Origin of the sequence: Winogradskyella ouciana (assembly GCF_009709615.1) — a bacterium.
Classification (GTDB): Bacteria; Bacteroidota; Bacteroidia; order Flavobacteriales; family Flavobacteriaceae; genus Winogradskyella; species Winogradskyella ouciana.
Genome location: NZ_WJYA01000167.1, coordinates 1 through 261, shown reverse-complemented (window position 1 = coordinate 261; position 261 = coordinate 1). Strand labels below are relative to the sequence as shown.

At 46.4% G+C, this 261-nt stretch carries 1 protein-coding gene; it reads right to left on the bottom strand.

The features are described from left to right. Positions 1–261, bottom strand: a 261-nt coding sequence (locus tag F1003_RS16715) for a hypothetical protein (protein WP_202913927.1), incomplete at both ends; no start/stop codon positions are given.

Genomic DNA, 261 nt, shown 5'->3' with positions numbered 1-261 from the left:
GTTTTTACCCATTTTTGATAAGACAGCGTAATGCTTGTCTCCGCATTGTCAGCCGCGTAAGGATTTTGCGCCGCGATCAGGATATGGCCATCCTTAACTACGCCGCGCCAGACCGGCTTTTTGGAAGTCATCAGATCTCTTGCCGAAGTAGGAATGACAAGTTCATGATTTCCCTCAAACATATCCTTGAATTCGGAAAGACGGTACAGACCGTAAATGAAATTCTCATACGTGCTGTAATTTTCCTGACGGCCGGTTTCG